A 21,685-nucleotide genomic window follows, 5' to 3' on the forward strand; every position below is an offset into this window, starting at 1 on the left:
GAGGAGAAAAGGCTCACCGGTTTGGTAGTTGTCATCAGCGTCTGGGATTAGCTGCGGCGATCATGACCACTACCCTATTTTTACCCGCAGTCGCTATCCTCAGTTTTGTCGCTGATGCAGAAACTGAATAAAATGCGTAAATATCTCCTGCATCAATAATCTTTGGCCTGTAGTCGCTAATCTTTACTTCTCTTCTCATGCTAAATCTGGTTATTAAAAACTGATTATCTATAGATCCTTTTGCCCCTTGCCTCTTGCCTCTCCTGATATGTAGCCTATACTCAACGGATTTAGTATGAATGAGCATTGCCAAATTAATTATCTCGATCGTCGCTCGACTTTTCCCCGGGGCAATTTTCTATCAACCGACAGGAGAGAAAATTATCGCCCTTACTATCGATGATCTACCCACTCCCAACGATCTGGAAGGAAAATCCACCGATCGCATTTTAGCGGCGATCGCCGATCATAATCGAGAAAAAGCCAGCCCAGCAACTGCTGTCAAGGCGACTTTTTTTCTGATCACGGGACACCTACAACCGAACTCCACCTTGATTGAGAGCCTAATCGCCCAAGGTCACGAAATCGCTAATCACGGCACCCAGGATCTGCGTACCAGTCAACTGGCTGCCGACGCTTTTGCCAGTCAGTTTCGGGAAGCTAACGATATTTTAAGTCGTCTTGCAGGTCAAGAGCTGCGCTGGTATCGTCCCGGTCAAGCCTTCTATAATCAATCTATGCGCTCGTTTTTGGGGACATTTCCAGGCTATGAGTCCCGATTTGCCCTCGCTTCCATGATTCCTTTAGATACCGGAAAAGCAACGAATCACCCTCAATTTACCACTTGGTATATCTCGCAATTTATTTTCCCCGGGGCGATTTTAGTGCTTCACGGTGGCTCCCCCGAAAGAGATGAAAATACGGCGCTCGTGCTGAAGAATTTATTAGGGAAATTACACGATCAAGGTTATCAGGTGGTGACTCTCAGCCAATTAGTTGATCACAAACGTTAAGTAGTTGAACAAAAGTAAAGTTAACTGTAGGGTAAGGAGTCAGTCGTCAGTAAGAATTCCGGCAATTTACATTTCTATAAGATAAGTACCTAAGCAAAATTAATTACACATATCTAACCACCTCTTGCCTCTTGTCTCTTGCCTCTTGCCTATCTTCACTAGGAAATTAATTTTGCACGACTACTTAGACAACAGAATTTATGTCCGACTACTTATTAGCTGATTTTCTCGGCATTAAAGACAAAAAAAAGATGATGGGAATCTGACAAGATTGGGCGATGAGTTTTGCTGAGGGGTTTTTATCAATCTAGAGGGACTTGTTGACCCCGAACAATCCTGTATTTTTTTAACAAGTCAGACCAAATCTTTCTGGGAGGACTTTAAAAATTGCCTTGGCATAAGTTGATATTTGAGAGAGGAAAATATAGAAGCAGCTGATTATTTACTAACCTACTTTTTTTAATTTTTAAGGTGTTAGGGCTGAGATATACTGAAATTATTGCTTATAGATCACTACCATGGGACGTTTAGCTCTGATCAGCGTGACTGACAAAACCGGAATAGTTGACTTTGCCCGTCAGCTAACAGAAGAGTTTGATTTTGAAATTATTAGCAGTGGAGGAACCGCAAAAACGCTCCAATCGGCGGGAATTCCCGTGATTAAAGTGGGAGAATACACAGGATCTCCTGAAATCTTGGGCGGAAGGGTAAAAACTCTCCATCCTCGCATCCATGGCGGTATTTTGGCTAGACGGGATTGGCAGTCAGATTTAGCGGAAATGGAGGCTAATCAAATTCGTCCTTTTGATTTGGTGGTGGTTAATCTCTATCCCTTTGAACAGACGATCGCTAATCCTGGTGTCACCACCGCTCAGGCGATCGAACAAATCGATATCGGTGGTCCGGCGATGTTACGCGCCTCGGCTAAAAATTTCGCCCATTTGACTGTCATCAGTAACCCCAAGTATTACGAGCAGTATTTAAGCCAATTACGGCAAAATAACGGCGAAATCTCCCTAGAATTTCGCCAAAAAATGGCGGGGGAAACCTTCGCTTTAACCAATGCCTACGATGGTGCGATCGCTGCCTATTTCGCCAGCTTAAACGGGGAAACGACTCGCTTTCATTTGGCCGGAAATGCCCTGCAAACCCTGCGTTACGGCGAAAATCCTCACCAAAGTGCCACTTGGTACGGCAGCGGTACGATGGCTCACGGTTGGGGAAAAGCGACCTTATTACAGGGAAAAGAACTAAGTTATAACAATTTAGTCGATTTGGAAGCAGCCCGCCGTTTAATCGCCGAATTCGGCAGTGAAGAACCAGCCGCCGCTATCCTGAAACACACTAATCCCTGTGGGGTGGCGATCGGTGATAGTTTAGTGGAAGCTTATACTAAAGCTTTTAACGCCGATGCTATCTCGGCTTTTGGGGGTATTGTTGCCCTAAATCAAGCCATAGATGAAGCAACCGCTAAAGAATTAACGAAAACCTTCCTAGAATGCGTGGTTGCCCCCGATTGTAGCCCCGAAGCCCGGGATATCCTCGCTAAAAAGTCAAAAGTGCGGATTTTATTGCTGCCGGACTTAACCACGGGAGAAAAACAAACAGTAAAAGTTATCGCCGGCGGTTTTCTAGTACAAGCGGCCGATGATGTAGTAGAAACCCCAGAGGAGTGGCGCGTGGTGACAGAAAAACAACCCACTGCCGCACAATTAGCGGAATTACTGTTTGCTTGGAAAGTATCTAAGCACGTTAAATCTAACGCTATTGTGGTGACAAAAAATAAAACTACTTTAGGGGTTGGTGCAGGGCAAATGAATCGCGTTGGTTCGGCGAAAATTGCCCTTGAACAAGCAGGGGAAGCGGCCAAAGGTGGCTATTTAGCTAGTGACGGCTTTTTCCCCTTTGATGATACTATTCGCACGGCGGCCCAGTTTGGCATCGAGGCAATTGTTCAACCAGGAGGTTCTTTAAAAGATCAGGATTCGATTAATGCCGCTAATGAGTTAGGTTTAATTATGGTCTTAACAGGCATTCGTCATTTCTTGCATTAATACAAAGTTAGGGTGTGTTGTTGCTTAAATTAACCCACCCCAACTTTGTATTAATTATCGGTTAATTTGCCTGACTCAATAGTCTTAAATTTGCCAAAAGTGCGATGATGACCTGCTTTTTGGAAACAAAGAAAATAGGCTCTTAGTTAATTGGTATGGTTCGATAGGGGGGAATAAATTGACTAAATCCTTATCTGGCGAGAGATTTAATTGGGGTTTGCTGAATAATGGTAAAAACCTTACAGGAAAGGGCTTTTAGCTTGATTGAGAGCTTCCCAAATGCACTTAAATCTGCTAGAATCTCTTAAAACCCTTGCATCACCCTTGCATCACCCTTGCATCTTCTCTAATTAGTGCTAATGTACCGTAAAAGCGAGTTACCCTCAACCCCACCAGAAAAATTCGAGCTGCCCTTTGAGGGGAAATTATCCCAAGACAATCGTTGGGTAATTATGGCCAACCTCATTCCCTGGTCAGAATTTGAAGCGGAATACGCATCACTTTTTTCAGAAGAAATGGGCACACCCGCCAAAACATTCAGGACAGCACTCGGAGCATTAATTATTAAAGAAAAATTAGGAACAAGCGATAGAGAAACGGTAGAACAAATCAAAGAAAATCCTTATTTACAATACTTCTTGGGGTTTTCATCCTACAGCAATGAACCCCGGTTTGAAGCGTCAATGTTGGTTCACTTTCGAGAAAGAATCACTCTGGAACTAATTAATAAAGTGAATCGCTTTATGGTCAAAAATTCGAGAGAAATAAAAGAAGAAGAAAACACCGAAAAAAAGTTAGAGAGCGAAACCCAAAGTCAACCAGAAAATCGAGGTAAATTAATTTTAGATGCCAGTTGTGCGCCCGCAGATATTAGTTATCCTACGGATTTAAACCTGTTAAATCAAGGAAGAAAACAAACCGAAAAAATTATTGATATTCTCTATGAAACTTGAAAAGGAAAACTTGTTCAAAAACCGAGAACCTATCGTCTCCTAGCCAGAAAAAGTTATTTAGAAGTAGCAAAAAAAAGAAAACCTACCGTCAAACAAAGACGAAAAGCTCTGAAAAGACAACTGCAATATCTAAAAAGAAATCTCGACCATATTGAACAACTTTTAGCAGAAGGAGCCTCGCTACAAAGCTTGAAAAAAAGAGACTATAAACTGTTATTAGTAGTCACAGAAGTTTATCGCCAACAACTCTGGATGTACCAAAATAACAAACAGAGTATTGAAGACAGAATTGTCAGCTTAACTCAACCCCATATCCGTCCGATAGTCAGAGGAAAAGCTGGAAAACCCGTAGAATTTGGGGCTAAATTCTCAGCAAGCTGTATAGATGGTTACATATTTTTAGACCGGATTAGTTGGGATAACTTTAATGAATCGGGAGATTTAAAAGCACAAATAGAAGCTTATTATGACTATACAGGATACTATCCAGAATCAGTTCATGTGGACAAAATTTATCGAACCAGAGAAAACCGAGCTTGGTGTAAAGAAAGGGGAATCAGAATCAGTGGTCCCCCATTAGGAAGACCAGCCAAAAATGTTAGTAAAGAACAAAAGAAACAAGCTACCGATGATGAGAGGATTCGGAATTGTATAGAGGGCAAATTTGGACAGGGGAAAAGAAGATTTAGCTTAGGTAAAGTGATGGCTAAACTTCCTCATACTTCCTTTTCAGCGATTGCTATTACTTTTTTAGTCATGAATCTTTCTAACCTGTTGAGGCAGGTTTTTTGGGCTTTTTTATGTCTGAAATGGAAAAACAGTACTTTTTCTCGGTCAATGATTAGGATAAGTTATAACTTAAAAATTAATCAACAACTAAAGCTTATGCTTGTAGCTAAGTGAAATCATTGATTAAGAGACCTGTACTTTTCAATGACTTTTTCAGCAGACCCTAAGTAGTCGTGCAAAATTAATTTCCCAGTCGAGACAGGAGACAGGAGACAGGAGACAGGAGACGGGAGACGGGATCAGATTTGAATTTTTAGTTCACTGTTTACTGGTCACAGCAAAAAGCTTTTGGCTGACGGGTGACGGCTTGGATGTGTAATTAATTTTGCTTAGGTACTTATCCAAAAAGGGATAGTTTCCCTCTCTAGCTTCCTTGAGGTGCAGAAAACTCCTGAAAGACTTGCTGGACAAGGAGTCCGAGTTATATAGGGGGTTGGCAGCAGGACCTTTTTACACCGGGATGAAAGAAGTGAATTTTTCCCCACCCTTCCCCCGAATGCACCCCGTAACTGATATAAGTAGAGATGTAGGTCTATAACCAAAATTGCCGCATCAGTTCGGTTAGGTGACTGTTTTTCGCTTGTCTAGGAGGGTAGATATGCTCAACGAATTAATTTATGAAGGATTAGGTTTAAGTGCTGTTTTCGGTGGACTATTCCTCTGGTCGCGCTCTGGTCTCGTCAGCAAAAATACCGCCCTTTTAGCCGCACAAGCGCAATTACAGCAAAGTAACTCAGATTTGTTGGCTCAAGTCAAGGGTTTAGATGTGGCGCAATCAGACTTAAAAGACGAAAATCAGCAGCTGCACGCCAAAATAATTTACATAGAACAACATTCCGCCCAATTACAGCACAAAGCTACGGATTTAGAAAATTCTCTCCAGTCCCTCCAGCAAGCTGTCCAGATAGGTGAGGGTGAAATCGAACACCTGAAAACCACCGCTAAGGAAATAGAAGCAGAGAAAGCTGGTTTGATGGAGCAATTAGAGCGAGAAAAAGCCCAAATTACTAGCCTAGAAGCACAAATTCAAACTTTAGAGCAGCAAAAAGGTGAAATTAACCGTCAATTTGATTTGACCAAAAAACAGACCACCTCTCTCTATAGCCAAATTCAGACCCTAGAACAGGATAAAGCTCTCTTACAGCAAGAACTAGAAAAAGCCGAGGAATTAAGGGCAAAAGTGGCCGATTTAGAGCATAAAAACCGAGAATTAAGCGATTTAGCCGCCCAAATTCCCAGCTGGCAAAGTCAAATTCAAACCTTAGAACAGAATCTGGCTGACCAAACAGAACAGTATGAGCGAGGACAGCAGGAAATAGCCAGCTTACAGGGTCAAATTAGCGGGTTAGAGCAGCAAAAAAAGTCTCTCAGCGAAGATTTAGCCGCAAGTCAAACTCGATCGCTCTCTTTAGGGCAAGAATGCGACAATTTAACTATAAAACTCCAAGAAACTGTCGCTCAAGTGACAGCCATAACCGACGAAAAGGACAGTCTCGGCGCTCATCTCGAAGCAGCTAAACTGGAGTTACAAGCTTTAGCAGCCCAGAAAGGGGAATTATCGGCAGAATTAACCACTGCTGCTGAAAAAATTGCTGATTTAGAAGGGCAATTACAGGAATTAACCCAGTTACCCCAACAATTGGCCGATTCTCAGGCAAAAATTGCTAATTTAGAAGGGCAATTAGAGGAATTAACCCAGTTACCCCAACAATTGGCCGATTCTCAGGCAAAAATTGCCCATTTAGAAGGGCAATTACAGGAATTAACCCAGTTACCCCAACAGCTAGAAACCTATCGGGAAAACATTTCTAATTTAGAGATTCAACTACACCAGTTAAGTGCCGAAAAAGACCAATTAGAAACCACAACTTCCCGTCATATCGAGGAATTAAGCCAACAAAATCGCCAACTAACTCAAGGTTTAGAAGCCAAAAAAACGGCAGCTAAAGCTTTAGAAAAGGAAAAAATTAAGTTTGAGGGTGAGTTAGCAACTAAGCAAGAAGAAATCGCCGCTTTGGAGGTTAAAATTCAAAACCTCCAACAAGAAAGAGACGATTTTTCTCGACCAACTGCCCCCATTAACACTAATGAACCAGAAGCAATTATTATTGAAACTCCGGTAGTAGAAGAACCAGAAACCCCCCCGGTGATTGCCAAGGAAACCCCTGTAGTAGCAGCGGAAAAAATCCCGGTTGCCGACACAAGTTTAGAAGTGCAACCCGCAGCGGAGATAGTCCAAACGAGTCAAGAATCCGCAGAAAATCCCCTAAGGGGAAAAACCGTAGTTATACTAGGAACCTTCAGCAAAATCAGTCGCGAGAAAGTGAAATCATTGATTATTAATGTCGGTGGTACTGTTACCGGTTCCCCCAGTGCGAATACTGATTATATTCTCCTCGGTAAAGCTCCCGGTGATAAACTCAAAAAGGCTCAAAAATTAGGCATAAAAACCCTTTCAGAAGCCCAATTTCTGCAAATGGTAGAATCCTAAATCAGTTATCAGTTATCAGTTATCAGTTATCAGTTCACTGTTTACTGAAAAAACTTCGGCTCTTCGTTACTTGTTATGGTTCGATAGGGGGGCATAAATCGACTAAATCCTTATCTGGCAAAAGATTTAACTGATTAGCTCGCTCTAGATCAAAAACAATTGACAAAAATCGTCCAATGTCTTTCTCTATAAGGGTTCCATCTCTTATAACCCCCGTCCATTACATAACACAAACCGAAGAACCAAAACTTCCCACTTCATAATTCCCACTTCATAATTCACAATTCATAATTTATAATTCATAATTCATAATTCGCTTAATTACCAAAATTATGAGTCAAAAAATTGCCTTTTTAGGATTAGGAGTAATGGGAGCGCCAATGACGGCTAATCTTGTCCGTCAAGGTTTTGCCGTCAATGCTTGGAATCGTACCCCAGAGGCGCCGGGGATAACCATTGCCGGGGCAGCGGGTGCGAACATTTGTTCTAGTATCGCCGCCGCCGTCAGGGATGCCGAGATTGTCTTTACCTGCGTCGGGGATGTGCCTGACGTGGAAGCGGTAATTTTAGGACCGGGGGGTGTCATGGAATCGGCAGCCGTGGGAACTCTGGTGGTGGATATGAGTACCATTGGCTCTCAAGCCGCTAGGATGATTGGTAAAAAGCTAGAGGAAAATAATCTCCGTTTTCTCGATGCTCCCGTCTCTGGGGGCGATATTGGGGCGAAAAACGGCAGTTTAACTATTATGGTGGGAGGGAAAGAAGCGGATTTTCAGACTTGTCTGCCCTGTTTTCAAGCCATGGGTAAAACTATTCGCTGGTGTGGCGAAATCGGCAACGGACAGGCGGTAAAACTCTGTAATCAAGTCTTGGGGGCGGTTCACATGGTGGCGCTGTGTGAGGCTCTAAAAATGGCAAAAATTCAAGGATTAGACCCCAATTTAGTCATAGAAGTCTGTAAAACGGGGGCGGCGGGTTCTTGGGCTTTAGAAAATTTGGGACCAAAAATCCTCGCCCAAGATTTACAGCCGGCTTTTATGATTGAACATATCTTAAAAGATTTGCGATTAGTCAAAGAAACTGCCCAGACAGCCGGGGAAATTCTGCCCGGGACAGATTTAGCGGAAACTCTATTTAAAGTAGTAGCGGAATTGGACGAAGGCAAGGGAATTAAACAGGGAACCCAAGCGATGATTCGCGCCTACGATTAGGCCTTTTGTTGACGATAAATATCATCGGTACGGGCAGCCATGATGAAATCATTTTGATGTAATCCGCCCACGTCATGGGTCCACCAAGAAACGGTAACTTTACCCCATTCTGTCAATAAAGCGGGGTGATGGCCTTCTTTTTCCGCCGCTTCTCCCACGGCATTAGTAAAGGCGATTGCCCCTTGAAAATTGGCAAATTTATAGAGTTTTTGCAGACGGGGAATACCCTCGTATTCTAAGAGATTCCAATCGGGAATTTTAGCCTGTAAAGCGGTAATTTCCTCGGCAGTGATAGGAGAAGAACCCGATTGACAAGGTTGACATTTTTGTTGGGCAAGTTCGGTCATAGGGGTATCAATCTAGATTTTTTAAGTAAGTAGTTATAATTAAATTGAAGATAGATTTTGCCTCTAGTCCCCCCTGCCCCCCTTGATAAGGGGGGTGCCGATAGGCGGGGGGGTCCCCCCTGCCCCCCTTGATAAGGGGGGTATCTGACAACTTTTAACACCTACCTACTTACCTTTATTATAGAGGAAAATCCCCCAGAGAAATTTTCTATTCTTCCTCTGACTCTGGAGAACTTACCCAAGGGGTAGAAGATTCGGCAGCCTTCGGGAAAGAAAAAGATTTTTTCGGAGGAGAAGGCAATAATTCCAATTGTCGATTACTGGTTTTATAGCTAGTTTTATTTTTCTGCTCTCCCCGTCGTCGTTGGGAGGTTTTTTCCTCCGTCGTATTTTCGGCTATCACTTCATACAAAATCGCCCGTTTATCCTCTTGTTGGCCTTTTCTTAAAACCCGTCCTAAACGCTGAATATATTCCCTAGTGGAACCGGTTCCCGATAAAATAATCGCGATGCGCGCTTCCGGCACATCAACCCCTTCATTAAGAACATGGGAAGTCACCAGAATTTTGTATTCTCCCTGACGAAAACGGGTCAGGATTTCATGGCGTTCTTTCACGGGAGTTTGATGGGTTATGGCAGGTATTAAAAAGCTCTCGGAAATGCGGTAAACTGTGGCATTATCGTTGGTAAAAATTAAAATTGGTTCCGGATAGTGTTCACAGATTAACTCGGCTAAAACCCGCAATTTTCCCTGGGTTCCGGAGGATATTTCCTTCGACTCCCGGTGGGCCAACATGGCCCGGCGCCCTTCGCTACTTCTGGCACTAATCATGACAAAATTTTGCCAACCATCTAAACCAGACAAACTGAGATTATTTCTTCTTAAAAAATCATTGCGAATTTTAATTGCTTCTTGATATTTTTCCTGTTCTTTGGCAGATAGTTTCACTTTGATTTGAATTATTTCATGATCCGCTAGGGCTTTTCCTGACAAGTCTTGGGGACTTTTTTGATAAACAATTGCACCAATAAGATAATCTAAATCTTGATGACTACCATCACCGCGATCCGGTGTTGCTGTTAAGCCTAAACGATAGGGTGCGATCGAATCTTCCGCTATTTTCCGAAAGAAATCCGATGGTAAATGATGACATTCATCAAAAATCAAAAAAGCGTAACGATTGCCAAGAGTTTCTGAATAAATTGCCGCACTTTGATAGGTGGCGATTAAAATAGCACTATTATCCTTAGAACCTCCCCCTAATAATCCCACCTCGGCATCGGGAAAAGCCGCCAACATCTGGGCATACCACTGGTGCATTAAATCAATAGTCGGCACGATAATTAAGGTACTGCGGGGAGTCGATTGTAGAGCTAATTGGGCAAGATAGGTTTTACCGGCAGCGGTGGGAAGGACGATAACACCCCTTCTCTGGGATTTTTTCCAAGCGATTAACGCTTCCGTTTGGTGGGGGTAGGGTTCCCGTTCAAAACTGGCAATTAATTCTAAATTGTTGAAAGCTTTTGCTTCATCTTGGAAGTTAATGCCCTCCTCCTGTAGGGTTTCCACGAGAGGACGATAATGAATGGCCAAAATGCGAAATCTTTCGATACGATCATCCCAAGTGGCAAAATCTAGCCATTTTTTCCCTTTTGGTGGTGGATGGAGAATTAAGGTTCCTCGCTCATATTTGAGGGTGGGTAAGCGCATTTTTCAGTTATCAGTTATCAGTTATCAGTTATCAGTAAACAGTAAACAGAACCTAGGTTGGGCTTCGTCCGTGAGCTTTTGCCGAACGGTTGAAGCATGAAACCCAACGCCCGCTCATGTTACGCTACCCCTAACCCATCCTACAAATAATTGTGCCTCCCTAGTTATCAGTAAACAGTAAACAGTAAACAGTATAAGTGAACTGAAAACTTACATCTGATAACTGATAACTGATAACTGATAACTGATAACTGATAACTGATTCAAGGCTGACGGCGGCAAGATAGCTTATCGTTAGATCATATTGATCAGGCTAAAAAAATAGAGTGTGAATTAACACACTCTCAGCATATCGAAACAGCAAAAGTTTGGCAATAGATTAAATCTTTTCGGTTAGCTTAGTCAGAACGCGATTGGAACGTTCCACAAAAGCTTGCATTCCCTCGGCATCAAATCCTTTTTGAGCGATTAAAGCTAAATCATAAACGTGCTGACAGAGCATTTTCGCTAATTGCGCCGATGGAGATTCGCCGCTACCAGTAACAATACTTCCCTGACTAATCTGGACAATCTGTTGAATTAGGGGATGATTAGTATTAATCATCAGAATATGTTCTTCGGGGAAAGCCATGGCTTTTTGTTGCATCATTGCCGTCATTTCCTGTAAGCGTCGCATCGCTTCTGGAAGTAAGACAATTGCTGGGGGAGTAGCTTGGGGATCATCGGATTTCAAGGCTTCAGTTTTGATATTGATGCGGGAATTATCGAGAGCTTTGGCGAAAATTTCTTTGATCAATTCAGCCCGGGTTTTATTACTACCGGGATCGATAATTTCACTAGCTTGATCCTGTTCGAGCAGCGTCGAGTCTAGTTCAGAATCAACCCGGGTGAATTTTACATCGGAGTATTCTCTTTCTAGGAAAGGAATAAAGTAATTAGTATCGATGAAAGAATCAAAGAAAAGGATCTCTAACCCTTGATTTTTGTAGAGTTCAACGTAGGTGGATTGACTACGAGGATCGGTACAGTAAAAAACTCGATTTTCGTGGCGTTCTTTATGGCGTTCTAGGTAGGCTTTGAGAGTAGTATAACCTTCCTGTTCGATCGCTTCTAGGGGAGTTTTCGCCGTTGCTTCTTGCCATGCGTCACCTTCGGCGGTTTGCACTTCCACTTGTACTGGGGTTTCTGGGGGTTTGTAGGTAGTCCGATAGATTAAAATATCTTCTACCTGCTGTTTAAATTTATCCTCTTTCAAGGAACCAAATTTAATAAAGGTTCCCACATCTCCCCAACAACGAATATATTCTTTTGCGTCTTCATTGTATAGAGATTTGAGGCGATCAGCAATTTTTTTGGCAATAAAATCGGCAATACGGCGAACGGTACGATCTTTGGTTAAAGCACTTCGAGATACATTTAAAGGAATATCTGGACTATCGATAACTCCTCGCAAGGGTATCAGGAAATCGGGAATAATTTCCTCGCAATGATCACTGACAAAAACCTGATTACAGAATAACTTTAACTGTCCTTTTGAGACATCCACATCCGGTCTGAGTTTGGGAAAATAGAGAATGCCATTGAGCAGGAAAGGATAATCAGTATTCAGATGTACCCAGAGTAAAGGTTCTTCTTGGAAAGGATAGAGATAACGATAGAATTCTAGGTAGTCTTCTTTCGTCAGATTTTGAGGAGATTCTTTCCATAAAGCCCGTTGTTGATTAATCACTTCCCCATCAATTTTAATGGGAACGGGCATAAAATCCGAGTAGGTTTTGACTAACTGGCGAATGCGGGCAGGTTCTAAATATTCCCCTTCCTCATCCATTAAAGTTAGGGTGATAGTGGTGCCGATTTGGCTGCGGGAAGAATCGGTTAGTTCAAACTCTGGAGAACCATCACAGCACCAATGGACAGGGGTAGCACCTTCCTGATAGGAAAGAGTATCAATCTCTACCTTTTTAGCCACCATAAAAGCCGAATAAAAACCTAGGCCAAAATGACCGATTAAATCGTTGGCTGATTTTTGGTATTTATTGATAAATTCTTCCGCACTGGAAAAGGCAACTTGGTTAATATATTTCTTGATTTCTTCCGCCGTCATCCCGATACCATTATCGGTAATTGATAGGGTACGATTTTCTTTATCGATGGCGAGATTAATTTCTGGTTCGGGGACTTCTCCTCTCGCTTCTCCTGCTAAGGAAGCCATTTTTAATTTCGAGATGGCATCAACACTATTGGATATCAATTCCCGCAGAAAAATTTCATGGTCAGTGTAGAGAGATTTTTTGATAATAGGGAAGATATTCTCGGTATGAATCGTGATATTACCTTTTTCGAGTACCGTCATACGTTCAATCACTAAGGGCTTGACTATTCTAACTTTTTTATTTTGCTCGATAATGGCAGCATTGATCACAGAGCGATTGCCCAACTTCTTCTAGGGGGATAACCGTACCGATAAAGGTATTTAACGGCAGCGGGGCGATTTCTAGAACTTGATCGCAAAAATTAGGGGTAAGTGCCAGATTATCGCAGTTATTGATGACTTTTTGACTTTTGCAAGCGGTTGGTTGAGATTTGCCGATTGAGGGGGAATTGCAGTAGCTCTACTGTTTACTTTGCAGATATCCCTCAATCAAAATATCGGGATTGAGATAATTAACCGTGACATTTTCTAACTGTAAAGCTTGGCTCATTAACTGGAAACCTAAATCACCCACGGCAGTAGGTGCCTTGATTCCGCCGATGATTTTGGGCGCAATAAAAGCGATAATTTTTTGTACCATGCCCTCAGCGATCGCGGCGGCGCTTAAACCGCCGCCGCACTCCCACAAAACCTGACAAAATCCCCTCTGATAAAGATTTTCCATCACTAAAGTGGGTGTCACCTCGGTGAGTTCGATCACTTCCACGCCTTTTGTTAATAATTGTTGCTGAAGCTTGACATTAGCATCAATTTGTGTATAGACAAGGGTGGGAAATTGACTGGTATCCCAAAGATGGGCCGAGGGAGGTAAATCGAGCGATCGAGTCATGACCACGCGCAGGGGATTATGATCGGAGAGGCCGTGAGTGGTAAGGTGGGGATTATCTTGACGGACAGTGCTACCGCCGACGATAATCGCATCACAGGCCGATCGCAATTGATGGACTATTTGGCGAGAAGCGGGGCTAGTAATCCAGGCGCTATGACCGCTAGTGGCGGCAATTTTGCCATCGAGAGTCATGGCATATTTGAGAATACCGAAGGGTTTTTTAGCGGTGATGCGATGGATAAAACCCTGATTGAGTTGACGACATTCGGACTCCTCCACTCCCACCAGCGTCTCGATGCCTGCCGATTCTAATCTTTGAATGCCTTTCCCCGCCACTAGGGGATTAGGATCGATCATCCCCACCACCACTTTTTTAATGCCTGCTTGCACAATTGCCTCGCTACAGGGGGGAGTCCGTCCATAGTGGTTACAGGGTTCAAGATTGACGTATAAAGTGGCACCACGAGCTTTTTCTGCTGCCTGTCTCAGGGCGAAAACTTCTGCATGGGGTTGTCCGGCCCCTGGGTGAAAACCTTCGCCGATAATTGTACCCTCTTGAACGATCACAGAACCCACCAAAGGATTAGGAGAAGTCCGCCCCAAGGCTTGCCTAGCAAGGGTTAGACATCTTTGCATCATTGTGCGATCGAATTCCGTTGCCCGGGCCATGGTTGATTTCTCCAAAGGAGGGGAGAGTTTTCAGTGATCAGTAAACAGTAATCGGTGATCAGTGGGAATTATAGATTATAAATTATGAATTATGAATTAGGAGATGGGGGTGATGGGGTGATGGGGTGTGGGGAGATGGGGAGACCACTTCGTGTGCGTTGCGGGGGGTAGTGGGGCATTTGGCTGAAATTTCCCTAAACCCCTAAACCCCTAAATACCTAAATTCCTAAACCCCTATATCCCCTTTCTAACTGATAACTGATAATTGATAACTTCTCTACTATTATTATTTTAAAGTGAAACGTATCAGAGGATACAGAAATCTCAAATCAAAACAACAAAGATCGAAAAACATTGACTACTCACACATCAAGATAAATCCCTAGGTGTTTGGTCTTCTGAAATGATTGACCCCTGTTCCTAGGATTTAGCGGTTGAACGGACATAATTGCTCGGTGATTATTTTCAAAAGTAATGAATCGACCTACTAACTCAACAAAGTAAACGAATTAACGATGAAACGAATTGCTCGAAAATCTGGGGAACTTGTCGGTTTGTTACCCAAAATTAACCCTGTCTGGTTAGCCTGTGTTCCCTTGTCTGCGATTATTTTTGTGGTTTGGAACACGGCCGTACAGGCCCAGGATGCGAAACCCCTAACCCCCGAAGATGTCCAAAACGCCCTCAATACAATCTGGGTTTTAATTGCCGCCATCCTCGTGATCTTTATGAATGCGGGTTTTGCGATGCTAGAAACGGGATTCTGTCGTCAGAAAAACGCCGTTAACGTTCTGGCCAAAAACCTGATCGTTTTCGCCCTCTCCACCATATCATTTTGGGCGATCGGTTTCTCCCTGATGTTCGGGTCTGTCAGTAACGAATTTTTCGGTACGGGAGGTTGGTTCCTTAGCAGTAGCGATCCCGCCACCTACGTTATGCCTGCCTCTTTGCCCACCTCGGTGTTCTTCCTGTTCCAAGTCGCTTTCGCGGGAACGGCGGCAACCATTGTATCTGGGGCAGTGGCAGAACGGATTAAATTCACCGATTTCCTCGTTTTTAGCTTAATTATCGTTGGTATCATGTACCCGATCACCGGTCACTGGGTGTGGGGTGGCGGTTGGTTAGCCGACCTTGGTTTTAAGGACTTCGCCGGTTCGACGGTAGTTCACTCGGTCGGTGGTTGGTCTGCCTTAACCGGGGCGGCAATTCTCGGCCCGAGAATGGGTAAATACATCAACGGTCGCACCAATGCCTTACCCGGCCATAACATGAGTATTGCGACCCTGGGTTGTTTAATTCTCTGGATTGGCTGGTTTGGTTTTAACCCCGGTTCTACTTTAGCGGTTAATGAAACTGTACCCTATATCGCTGTCACCACTAACCTCGCCGGGGCCGCGGGCGGCATTGCCGCTACCTTTACCGCTTGGGCGAAAGATGGTAAACCCGACCTTTCGATGATTATTAACGGTATTCTGGCCGGTTTAGTAGCCGTTACTGCCGGTTGTGATGGTGTATCCTATTGGTCGGCGGCAATCATCGGTTTAATTGCCGGTGTGGTCGTGGTGTACTCGGTGGCTTTCTTCGATAACCTGAAAATTGATGACCCCGTGGGTGCGACTTCCGTTCACCTCGTCTGTGGTGTGTTTGGAACTTTAGCCGTCGGTATCTTCAACAAAGATGCGGGTTTAATCACCGGTCAATTCCAACTGTTTATTAACCAAATTATCGGAATTGTGGCAGTAGGGGCATTTACCCTGATTGTTAGTGGTATTGTTTGGACAATCCTCAAGGCGACCCTCGGTATTCGTGTTACTCCCGAAGAAGAAATGGAAGGTTTGGATGTGGGTGAACACGGGATGGAAGCCTATAGCGGTTTCGTCAAGGAGTCCGATATCGTTACCGGCGGCCATTATGCTTCCAGTGTTGACATGGAAACGCCTAGCAGTCGTTAGGTTAAACCTTGTAAAGATAGATTAATTGATCCCCGACAAAGTTAAAGAGAAAAGGAAGAAGGCCTCGCCCCGCTGCGATCGGTGGCTATAATTGGCTTCTAAACCTTTTCTCTTTCGGTTTTTTGTCTCTTTCCGGACAGAAAAAATTAATCTTGCTACTAGGCAGCAACCGTCAATGAAAAAGATCGTAGGAATAACCATACTTTTGCTGGCACTGGGATTCAATTGCGGAGTTGCCCCAGTTTTTGCGGAAACCATCGCCGCCGCTCCCCCCAATCCGATTAGTGCTGGAGATACCGCTTGGATGCTGATCTCGTCGGCTTTAGTTTTATTAATGACCCCCGGACTGGCTTTTTTTTATGGGGGTTTAGTGCGTTCGCGTAACGTCCTCAACACCATGATGATGAGTTTGGTGGCCATGGGCGTCATCGGTGTAACTTGGGTGCTGTGGGGTTATAGTCTCGCTTTCGATGTCACCCCGGGTAAAAGTGGTTTTGGCGAGGGAATTGAAGCTTTGATCGGGGGACTGGATTGGATTTTTCTTAACGGTGTCACCGCGGCCACACCTGACAATATCGGTTATGCACCCACCGTTCCCCATCAAGTGTTTATGGTCTATCAGATGATGTTTGCGATCATCACCCCGGCTTTAATTTCGGGGGCGATCGTAGAACGGGTCAACTTTAAAGCCTATTTTTGGTTTTTACTGCTTTGGTCCACTTTTATCTATTCTCCCCTAGCTCACTGGGTTTGGGGTAAGGGTTGGTTGGCTGCCACCGGGGCGCTGGATTTCGCCGGTGGAACCGTTGTTCACATTAGTTCCGGGATTTCCGCACTGGTGGCCGCTTGGGTGATTGGCCCGCGTCGCAGTTTTGGCACCCAAACCTACGCACCCCATAATGTGCCTTTTGTTCTCCTAGGTATCGGTTTACTCTGGTTCGGTTGGTTTGGTTTTAATGGGGGTAGTGCGCTTTCCTCTAGTTCCCTAGCCACGACAGCTTTTGTTAATACCAGTATCGCAGCTTCGGCTGGTGGTTTGACATGGATGCTTATAGAATGGATTTTACGGGCTAAACCGACGGCGATCGGCATTGCTAGTGGATTTTTAGGGGGATTAGTCGGTATAACTCCGGCTGCCGGCTATGTGCTGCCGATTGGGGCGATTCTCATTGGTTCGATCACTGCCCTTACCTGTTTTTTTGCGGTTAGTCTCCGGGCAAAATTGCGCTTTGATGATTCTTTGGATACCTATCCCGTCCATGGTGTCGGCGGAACGATAGGGGCGCTGCTTACGGGGCTTTTTGCCACAAAAGCGGTTAATTCAGCCGGAAATGATGGTTTATTTTTTGGGAATCCGGGGTTACTGTGGACGCAATTTGTTGGCGTTGCCGCTACTTATATCTTTGCTGCCGTCGGTACTTTTGTCATCCTGAAAGTTCTCAGTTTATTTATGGAGCTGCGGGTTAAACCGAATACGGAAGCAGAAGGGTTAGATGTGCCTCAACACGGAGAGGAAGCCTACGGACAGGAATTCGAGTTTGGTAACAGCTTTTCCTACCAAGAAAATCCTGCTGCCACAAATCCGCAAGAAAATTATTAGCGATTCAATCGGCTATCGGTGCGGCTAACAGAGGCGAAGTTTCGTCTCTGTGAAACTTGGCCGAACATGGGCAAGACAGTCAAAAATTAGCGATTCTTGCCAGCAAGAATCAAGAAATTTGTAGGCCAGCTAACTCAGCAATTGTATAGGTGGAGCTGCCTTTAATAAGTATCTTAGGTTCAAGATTCTAACAGGAGCATAATTTTGTCAAAGTGAAAACCTAATTAGCTAAGGATTTCCCTCCTGTCTTCAGGCTCCTAACTCGGAGAATTTGGTCGTCAATCTCTTTACTTAGCCAAGAAAATCCTCGATCTCCTGTGCCGTCTCTTCCGGTGCTTCTTCCGGTAAAAAATGACCACTGGCGATCGCTTGTCTGGTGACTTGATTAGCTCGCTGCTGCCAAAGAGCGATAGATCGTATTGACGAGCAATGAAACCTTTTTTTCCCCAAAGAACCAAGAGGGGAGAGGAAATTTTCCGTTCTAAATCCTGACGATCATGCTCTAAATCGATGGTAGCGGCGGCCCGATCATCGGCACAGGTGGCGGTTATCGTGCTTAAATCTCGAAAACAACAAAGCTTCCTCTGTAAAAGCGCTAAAATCTCGCCCCCAACTTTGCCAGCAATGTTGCAGATAATAATCGGGATTAGCGGCGATCAGGGTTTCAGGAAAAGGGGAAGGCTGAATCAAGAAGAACCAATGATAGTAGGCAGTGGCAAAAGTTTGCTCTGTAGCCTCGTACATCGCCAGCGTTGGGGCTATATCGAGTAAAACGATTTTTTTACCTTTTCGGGGAAATCGAGGGCGAGATGGTAAAAAACTTGCGCCCCTCGATCATGACCGATCAGATAAAACTCCTGATAACCCAATTTTTCCATCAGCAACACCTGATCGAGGGCCATCACCCGCTTGCAATAATTGCTAGAATCCTCTAGGGGTAAGGGTTTATCGCCATCCCCGTAGCGGCGCAGATTTGTGGCGATCACCGTAAAATTAGCCGCTAATCGGGGGGCGATTTTATGCCACATTTGATGGGTTTGGGGATAACCATGGAGCAAAAGCAGCGGAAAACTGCGCCCACCTTTGACACCATTGATAGTAATGCCATTAATACTAAATCCGTTGAGTATAGGCTACTTATCAGGACAGGCAATAGGCAATAGGCAAGAGGCAAAAGGGGGAATAAATAATCAGTCTTTAATAACTGGATTTAGTATAACTTCTAGCTGAAATTTCCGAAAATTTGTCAGCATTTGGCTCTCCCAGGTTTGGTGGGTAAAATGTATTCTAGGATACAGTCCTGCTGGCGAGTGAGTGGAACGAACCACAAAGACACAAAGGACACAAAGATTGATCGATCATATTGTAAGTTAAACTGATCACACAGAACCTAGAAGAGCCAGCATTTTTGCTTCCTGTCACCTGAGGGGGAGATAATTGCATCATCCGGCAAAAGTGGTCCAATCAGTAAAGTTTTTTCACTATAGTTCCTCAAGCCCCTGTTTTTCTGATAGATTAAAATCATTGGGTTGCTCAAAAATCAACGAGTTAAGCAGTAATTTGATTATGATCTCGATTATCTATTCCGAGGAATTTCTCGATCACGATACAGGTATTTACCATCCCGAAAAAGCGGCGCGCTTAACGGCAATTGTCGAGGCTTTAAAACAAACAAAATGGCAGTCAAAATTAACATGGCATTTACCGACACCGCTCGAAATTCGCGACGAAGTAATTCCTTTGATTAAACAAGTTCATAATCAAGATTATGTTGATAGATTGCGGCGAATTTGTCAACGGGGTGGGGGAAGATTGGATGCCGATACTCCCGTTTCTGCCCGTAGTTACGATGTGGCGTTACTAGCGGTTAGTGGATGGTTAGATGGAGTCGATCGAGTCTTATCCACCGGCGATCCTGCCTTTATTTTAGCCCGTCCACCCGGACATCATGCCACTTCTAATTATGGCATGGGTTTCTGTCTGTTTTCTAATGCTGCTATTGCCGCTTATTATGCTTTAGAAAACAAAAGAGTGCAAAAAGTAGCGATTCTCGATTGGGACGTACATCACGGCAATGGCACCCAGGATATAGTCGAAAATCATCCCCAGATTGCCTATTGCTCCCTCCATCAATTCCCCTTCTATCCCGGCACGGGAGAAGCGAGAGAAAAAGGGGAGTTTAATAATGTTTTGAATATTCCCTTATCGGCGGGAAGTACGATTAAAGATTATCAAGAACATTTTGAGGGGCAAGTCATACCTTTTCTGAAAAATTTTCAACCGGATTTAGTGATTGTTAGTGCTGGATATGATGCCAATCAAGCGGATCCTCTGGCGGGAATTTGTTTACACCCACAGGATTATGGAATTTTAACCAAATACCTCTTAACTCTCAATAAACCGCTACTTTTCGGCTTAGAAGGTGGTTATGATTTAGAAACTTTAGCGGCTTCCGTCGTCGCCACCTTAGAAGCTTTGCTCTGATCCTATTCCGGGTAATCGTTACATTTCTTTAAAAAGATTGGTAACAAAGTGATCTAATGCGGTAAGGTAAACAATCGATAGAAAAAAACCCTTGACCTAGTTGCTTTTTAAGATTATGAACTCGCTTGCGCCACACCTAAAAGCCAAAGCCCTCAAGTCAAATAGTCGTCGTCCTGCCAAAGAATTGTGTAGCGAGTGCGGACTTTGTGACACTTATTATATTCACTATGTTAAAGAAGCTTGTGCTTTTCTCAATCAACAAATCGCCGATTTAGAAGCAGCAGCACACGGCAAAAGTCGCGACTTAAATCAGGAAAATGATCTCTATTTTGGCGTTCATCAAGAGATGATGGCTGCCAAGAAAAAACAAGCTATCCCTGGGGCGCAATGGACAGGAATCGTCAGCACAATTGCCTGTGAAATGCTCAATCGTGGTTTAGTAGAAGGGGTGGTTTGTGTGCAGAATACCGCCGAGGATCGCTTTCAACCGCAGCCGATTCTTGCCCGTACCACGGAAGAAATTCTCGCCGCTAAAGTTAATAAACCGACTCTTTCTCCCAATTTATCAGTCCTAGAAGAAATTGAAAAATCGGGCATGAAACGGTTATTAGTTATCGGAGTTGGTTGTCAAATTCAAGCCCTAAGAGCAGTAGAAAAAAAATTAGGCTTAGAAAAGTTATATGTCTTAGGAACTCCCTGCGTCGATAATGTCACCCGCTCAGGACTGCAAAAGTTTCTAGAAACTACCAGTCGTTCCCCAGGAACCGTGGTTCACTACGAATTTATGCAGGATTTTCGGGTACACTTTAAACACGAAGATGGCTCCATCGAAATGGTTCCTTTTTTTGGCTTAAAGACTAATAAATTAAAAGATGTTTTTGCCCCTTCCTGTATGACTTGTTTTGATTACGTTAACTCCCTTGCCGATTTGGTTGTGGGCTATATGGGCGCACCTTTTGGCTGGCAATGGATTATGGTTCGTAATGATACGGGCAAGGAAATGTTAGAGTTAGTTAAAGACCAATTAGACACCCAAGATGTTATGTCTAGTGGTGATAGAAAACAGGCGGTACAAAATAGCATTCCTGCCTATGATAAAGGTGTAACCTTGCCGATGTGGGCGGCAAAAATGATGGGAGTAGTAATTGAAAAAATCGGGCCTAAAGGGTTAGAATATGCTCGCTTTTCTATCGATTCTCACTTTACCCGTAATTACCTTTATGTTAAACGTAATTATCCTGAAAAATTAGCGGCTCATGTTCCTGAATATGCTAAAAAGATTGTGGAACAGTATAAATTGCCCGATTAATTAGGGTATGCTGAAAAAGTAGGGGCGCAACATTCGGATAGGAAATCTACGGTTTCAGCCA

12 protein-coding genes and 2 pseudogenes are annotated in these 21,685 nt (G+C 43.8%); 9 read left to right on the forward strand and 5 right to left on the reverse strand.

Annotation, left to right across the window (positions count from 1 at the left end; all coding sequences use genetic code 11):
* Positions 1 to 299 precede the first annotated feature (299 nt).
* The 5 genes and pseudogenes from B5D77_RS13065 (at position 300) to B5D77_RS13085 (ending at position 8,511) form a co-directional block, all read left to right on the forward strand.
* Positions 300 to 1,013, forward strand: a complete 714-nt coding sequence (locus B5D77_RS13065; RefSeq protein WP_008196651.1) for a polysaccharide deacetylase family protein — start codon at positions 300 to 302, stop codon at positions 1,011 to 1,013.
* 518 nt (positions 1,014 to 1,531) lie between these two features.
* The gene (gene purH, locus B5D77_RS13070; RefSeq protein ID WP_106908976.1) at positions 1,532 to 3,067 is read left to right on the forward strand and encodes a bifunctional phosphoribosylaminoimidazolecarboxamide formyltransferase/IMP cyclohydrolase; all 1,536 of its coding nucleotides are present in this window, start codon (positions 1,532 to 1,534) and stop codon (positions 3,065 to 3,067) included.
* A 359-nt stretch (positions 3,068 to 3,426) separates the two neighbouring features.
* Positions 3,427 to 4,923, forward strand: a pseudogene (locus tag B5D77_RS13075) (IS5-like element ISMae6 family transposase).
* Positions 4,924 to 5,407: 484 nt separating this feature from the next.
* The gene (locus B5D77_RS13080; protein ID WP_106908977.1) at positions 5,408 to 7,300 is read left to right on the forward strand and encodes a BRCT domain-containing protein; all 1,893 of its coding nucleotides are present in this window, start codon (positions 5,408 to 5,410) and stop codon (positions 7,298 to 7,300) included.
* A 332-nt stretch (positions 7,301 to 7,632) separates the two neighbouring features.
* Entirely contained in the window at positions 7,633 to 8,511 is an 879-nt protein-coding gene (locus B5D77_RS13085) for an NAD(P)-dependent oxidoreductase (protein ID WP_106908978.1), read from the forward strand.
* On the opposite strand, the gene B5D77_RS13090 is transcribed toward B5D77_RS13085, so the two are convergent.
* From B5D77_RS13090 to ribD, 4 genes are all read right to left on the reverse strand, one after another.
* A complete protein-coding gene (locus B5D77_RS13090) occupies positions 8,508 to 8,858 on the reverse strand; it encodes a 4a-hydroxytetrahydrobiopterin dehydratase (RefSeq protein ID WP_046663238.1) in 351 nt (116 codons plus the stop codon). The genes B5D77_RS13085 and B5D77_RS13090 overlap by 4 nt on opposite strands.
* Positions 8,859 to 9,066: 208 nt before the next feature.
* Positions 9,067 to 10,569, reverse strand: a complete 1,503-nt coding sequence (locus B5D77_RS13095; protein WP_106908979.1) for a DEAD/DEAH box helicase — start codon at positions 10,567 to 10,569, stop codon at positions 9,067 to 9,069.
* 379 nt (positions 10,570 to 10,948) lie between these two features.
* Entirely contained in the window at positions 10,949 to 12,922 is a 1,974-nt protein-coding gene (gene htpG / locus B5D77_RS13100) for a molecular chaperone HtpG (protein ID WP_106910002.1), read from the reverse strand.
* A gap of 259 nt (positions 12,923 to 13,181) precedes the next feature.
* Positions 13,182 to 14,279: a bifunctional diaminohydroxyphosphoribosylaminopyrimidine deaminase/5-amino-6-(5-phosphoribosylamino)uracil reductase RibD gene (ribD, locus tag B5D77_RS13105; RefSeq protein ID WP_008197407.1), complete on the reverse strand. Its 1,098-nt coding sequence runs from the start codon at positions 14,277 to 14,279 to the stop codon at positions 13,182 to 13,184.
* A 515-nt stretch (positions 14,280 to 14,794) separates the two neighbouring features.
* Here ribD and B5D77_RS13110 point away from each other — a divergent pair.
* Both B5D77_RS13110 and B5D77_RS13115 read left to right on the forward strand, forming a co-directional pair.
* Entirely contained in the window at positions 14,795 to 16,231 is a 1,437-nt protein-coding gene (locus tag B5D77_RS13110) for an ammonium transporter (protein ID WP_008197408.1), read from the forward strand.
* Positions 16,232 to 16,406: 175 nt separating this feature from the next.
* Positions 16,407 to 17,831, forward strand: a complete 1,425-nt coding sequence (locus B5D77_RS13115) for an ammonium transporter (protein ID WP_106908980.1) — start codon at positions 16,407 to 16,409, stop codon at positions 17,829 to 17,831.
* Positions 17,832 to 18,122: 291 nt separating this feature from the next.
* On the opposite strand, the pseudogene B5D77_RS13120 reads toward B5D77_RS13115, so the two are convergent.
* Positions 18,123 to 18,961, reverse strand: a pseudogene (locus B5D77_RS13120) (alpha/beta fold hydrolase).
* Between the two features lie 436 nt (positions 18,962 to 19,397).
* Between B5D77_RS13120 and B5D77_RS13130 the strand changes: the two are divergent.
* Together B5D77_RS13130 and B5D77_RS13135 are read left to right on the forward strand one after the other, a co-directional pair.
* Positions 19,398 to 20,315: a histone deacetylase gene (locus B5D77_RS13130; protein ID WP_008197412.1), complete on the forward strand. Its 918-nt coding sequence runs from the start codon at positions 19,398 to 19,400 to the stop codon at positions 20,313 to 20,315.
* Positions 20,316 to 20,430: 115 nt separating this feature from the next.
* Positions 20,431 to 21,624 (forward strand): Coenzyme F420 hydrogenase/dehydrogenase, beta subunit C-terminal domain, encoded by a 1,194-nt coding sequence (locus B5D77_RS13135; protein WP_106908981.1) that lies wholly within the window; start codon positions 20,431 to 20,433, stop codon positions 21,622 to 21,624.
* Positions 21,625 to 21,685 lie beyond the last annotated feature (61 nt).

It is taken from the genome of Microcystis sp. MC19 (assembly GCF_003019735.1).
GTDB lineage: Bacteria > Cyanobacteriota > Cyanobacteriia > Cyanobacteriales > Microcystaceae > Microcystis.